This window comes from Candidatus Hydrogenedentota bacterium (genome assembly GCA_012523015.1).
Classification (GTDB): domain Bacteria; phylum Hydrogenedentota; class Hydrogenedentia; order Hydrogenedentales; family CAITNO01; genus JAAYBJ01.
Genome location: JAAYJI010000300.1, coordinates 1 through 3,400 on the forward strand (window position 1 = coordinate 1; position 3,400 = coordinate 3,400).

A 3,400-nucleotide genomic window follows, 5' to 3' on the forward strand; every position below is an offset into this window, starting at 1 on the left:
CTGCTGAGTGGACCGCCGCGCGAAGGACCCGGGCTGCGTGGTGTACAAGCCTTCGAACCGACACAAAAAAATACGCGCGGCAATATGTTGTTCAAACGTTCCTTTTGGCTCGCCCGACAGTACAGTGTGGGCACGATGCCGGGTAAACAAGACTTTTTCCCCGCAGCAACAACGGTCTTTTTAGAGGAAGGAGCGGAGGTTGCCATCCCACAGGTGGAAGAAGGCGCTCTTCCTCATTCTGCCGTATCGGATCATGTACAGGTCACGGACGTCACTGCGCCTGCCGTGCTTTTCACTCCCACGGCAGCGGGTAAAAAACGGAGCCTGAATTTTGAGGTGGAATTGCCCACATCTGCACCGGGTCGTCCTGCAGGCAGCGCGGGGGCGCTCCACAGCTCACTTGTTTATGCGTATGTTTGCGAGGGCGGCGCGCAGGTTGATTTTAAGTTTAGCTTTCCGGGAACGGACCGTAGTGAAATGGGGCTGCAGCATGTGGCGCGGTCTACAGGCGGCAAAGAGCGGGAGGTGGAAGTGCCGCTTCCCGATTTTGCGCGCCTCCGTGGGAATATCGTTATTGAGAACAAAGGGCAGCAAGAATTCCGCTTCACACGGATACAGATCAAATCGGACTTGGATGATGAAGATGGTTTGATTCAGATTCAGGCGCGAAGCTTGAACACCGTTGATTTAGAAGTGGGACCACTGCCTGAGCATCGTGTACTGACCTTCTTGGATTCTTGGTATCCCGGATGGGTTGCTTATGTTAATGGCGAGCAGGTACCCTTATTACGCGCTGATGGACACTTCAAAGCGGTGGCGCTGCCGCCCGGCACGCATCGTGTTCACTTTGCGTTTAGACCGCGCTTAACCTATTTTTCGCTTTGTCTTTCAGTGGCAGCATTGATTGCCGCTCTTTCGTTTCTTATTATCTGTTGGCGTTTCCGACTGCCGGGTGTTTCACCTGATTTCAATACGCATTTTACGGTAGTCATGCGTTTGGATAAAAGCAGTAAGCGCCAACCTCCTACCTTTTTATAAAACCTAATTTCGGCTGAGGATCTCGTTGAAAAACAACGGTGTTCTCAAAGCATCATCTTGTAGAAGAAAGTAGTATTATGACAGATAATTCTCATGCTCCTGCCGCCGCAGCTGTTACAGCGCAAGAAAATGAATCGACCGCCGTTGCGCCTGTTAAAAAAACGCGTATGTTGTCGGTGGACGCCCTGCGTGGCTTCGATATGTTTTGGATTATTGGCGGGAAAGAATTTTTTCTTGCCCTCGTGGGCTTACTCTATTTTTGGGGTGAGATTCCCGAATGGCTTTATTTCCAATTGGATCATGTGAAATGGGAAGGCTTTGCTGCATGGGATTTGATCATGCCCCTCTTCCTCTTTGTTTCGGGCGTCACGATTCCTTTCGCACTTTCATTGAAGGAAGGCGAGACCCGAGATTGGAAAGTTTTTTATAAACGCCTGTTCCGGCGTGTAGTGCTCCTGTGGATCTTTGGCATGATCGCGCAAGGTAATCTTCTCGAAATCCATCAAAAGACCCTTTATTTTTATTCCAATACGTTGCAGTCCATTGCCGCGGGCTATGTGATCGCTGTCCTCGCCTATTGCTATCTGAAACGGCCCATGCAGATTCTTTTGTGTGGCGTGCTGTTAATAGTGTACTGGCTGCTCATGATGTTTGTGCCCGTCCCCGGCGCGGGCGGCTGGGCATTGGAACCGGACACCAACCTCGCCCTATGGCTCGATTCCGTGGCGCTTGGCAAGTTCCGCAGTCAGACGACGACCTACGCCTGGATACTGCCCAGTCTCGGCTTTGGCGCGTCTGTGCTCTTAGGCTCTTTTGCGGGGCAGGTGCTGCGCGGGTCGGGGACACCGCTGCGCCGTTTCCAAAATCTTATGCTGCTCGGTGTGGGCTGTCTGTTCTTTGGTTGGCTCTGGAGTTTCCATTTCCCCATCATCAAGCATCTGTGGACCAGTTCCATGGTGCTGTGGGCGGCCGGTTGGAGTTTCCTGCTTCTCGCCCTCTTTTATCTTGTCGTTGACATTTGGCAGTGGCAGCGCTGGGCTTATCCTTTCGTCGTTATTGGAGCCAATGCCATCGCCGTTTATATGGCGGTCCATATTGTTCATTTAGACAAATTGTTTCAAAAATGCCCCGTATTGGGCGCTATGGCGAAGGTGGGACCTTTTATTGGCGCAACATTGGTGCTATTAATCCTTTGGATTCCCTTGTGGATCATGTACCGCAAGAAGATTTTCCTGCGCGTATAACTTTTCTGAAGAAGATTCAACGCCGTGCGGAACAGTCGCGATGGAGCGGCTGCCGCCTGCTGCCTTGGTCTTTATCAGGCTTCCGGCTCCTTTTTCAGGATGATCAATAAAATGGAGCCTAGCCGAATAGGGAGCGCCAATTCCATACTATGGATAGCTTTGGCGAGGCGCAGACTGAGCGGCGCGATCCACGGTGCGGCGAGACAAAAGGAGCTGAGCCGCTCTACCTGAAAGCCCGCATCTATGCAAGTTTGGCGGAGTCGTCTTGGATTGAAGTGACAGACGTGCTGGTCGCCGCCCATGGTTGCCGTTTTTTGCAGTTTGTCGCAAGCATATTCGATGAGCGGCCAGAGGCTGGCGTAGTTGGGAGTAGTGAGTAAGACCTGCCCGCCCGGTTTGAGCAAGGCATGGAAGCTTTTGAGCATGTCCAAAACCTGGTCATGATAAATATGCTCGATCACTTCCATACAGTAGATGTGATCCACCGCTTGCTCTACATCAAAAGATTCATCTACGAGACCATGGAAGAAGCGCGTGTTTTCGGATGAGAAGTGTTCCCGTGCAAAGTCAATGGCTGCTTCGTTGCCGTCAACGCCCAAAACCTGCGCGCCATAGCCTGCGAGAAAATTGGCGATAACTCCGGAGCCGCAGCCCACATCCATGACGTAATGATCGGGCTTCGGCGGCAAACAGGTATCAATGACCAGTTGCTTGGACAGATGCCAGAAGCGTTGCACAGGATTGCCTTGGGTCAACGCTCGGTATTGGTAAGCGCCATCAATGGCAATGGTATCACCGGTGCGCCGTTTCTTTTCTTTTGGGCTTTGTGGATTATTGGTCATGAGGTAGATTACGCTTTTGGTCTTGCCCCGATTCAGAAAGAATATAATGGGGCCGTTGCTTAACTTCGGTATAAATGATGGAGAGATATTCACCAATAATACCGAGCGCCAACATAATAACACTTCCGATGATTAATTGGAGAAAGATAACGGTGGTAAAACCTTCCACGGCTTTGCCAAGCCACCACATGGCGAGTACATAAATGCCGAAGAGTAAGGAGATAGCAGTAAATAAGAAGCCTAAGATCGTGACAAAGTGTAAGGCTAGTGTGGAGA

Annotated in this window: 4 protein-coding genes; 2 read left to right on the forward strand and 2 right to left on the reverse strand. The window is 51.1% G+C overall.

Going from position 1 to position 3,400, the window contains the following annotated elements; all coding sequences use genetic code 11:
* Both GX117_13150 and GX117_13155 read left to right on the forward strand, forming a co-directional pair.
* Nucleotides 1-1,038: YfhO family protein (locus tag GX117_13150; protein ID NLO34276.1), on the forward strand; the 1,038-nt coding region annotated here is incomplete at its 5' end.
* Between the two features lie 77 nt (nucleotides 1,039-1,115).
* Complete coding sequence (locus GX117_13155) at nucleotides 1,116-2,282, forward strand: DUF5009 domain-containing protein (protein ID NLO34277.1); 1,167 nt, start codon at nucleotides 1,116-1,118, stop codon at nucleotides 2,280-2,282.
* 74 nt (nucleotides 2,283-2,356) lie between these two features.
* Here the strand turns inward: GX117_13155 and GX117_13160 are convergent, their stop codons facing one another.
* Together GX117_13160 and GX117_13165 are read right to left on the reverse strand one after the other, a co-directional pair.
* Complete coding sequence (locus GX117_13160) at nucleotides 2,357-3,124, reverse strand: class I SAM-dependent methyltransferase (protein NLO34278.1); 768 nt, start codon at nucleotides 3,122-3,124, stop codon at nucleotides 2,357-2,359.
* Nucleotides 3,114-3,400: glycosyltransferase (locus GX117_13165; protein NLO34279.1), on the reverse strand; the 287-nt coding region annotated here is incomplete at its 5' end. The genes GX117_13165 and GX117_13160, both read right to left, overlap by 11 nt.

Excerpts from the sequence above, each read along its gene's own strand:
- GX117_13160 (NLO34278.1), bottom strand. The coding sequence starts at position 3,124 with ATGACCAATAATCCACAAAGCCCAAAAGAAAAGAAACGGCGCACCGGT.
- GX117_13155 (NLO34277.1), top strand. The coding sequence starts at position 1,116 with ATGACAGATAATTCTCATGCTCCTGCCGCCGCAGCTGTTACAGCGCAA.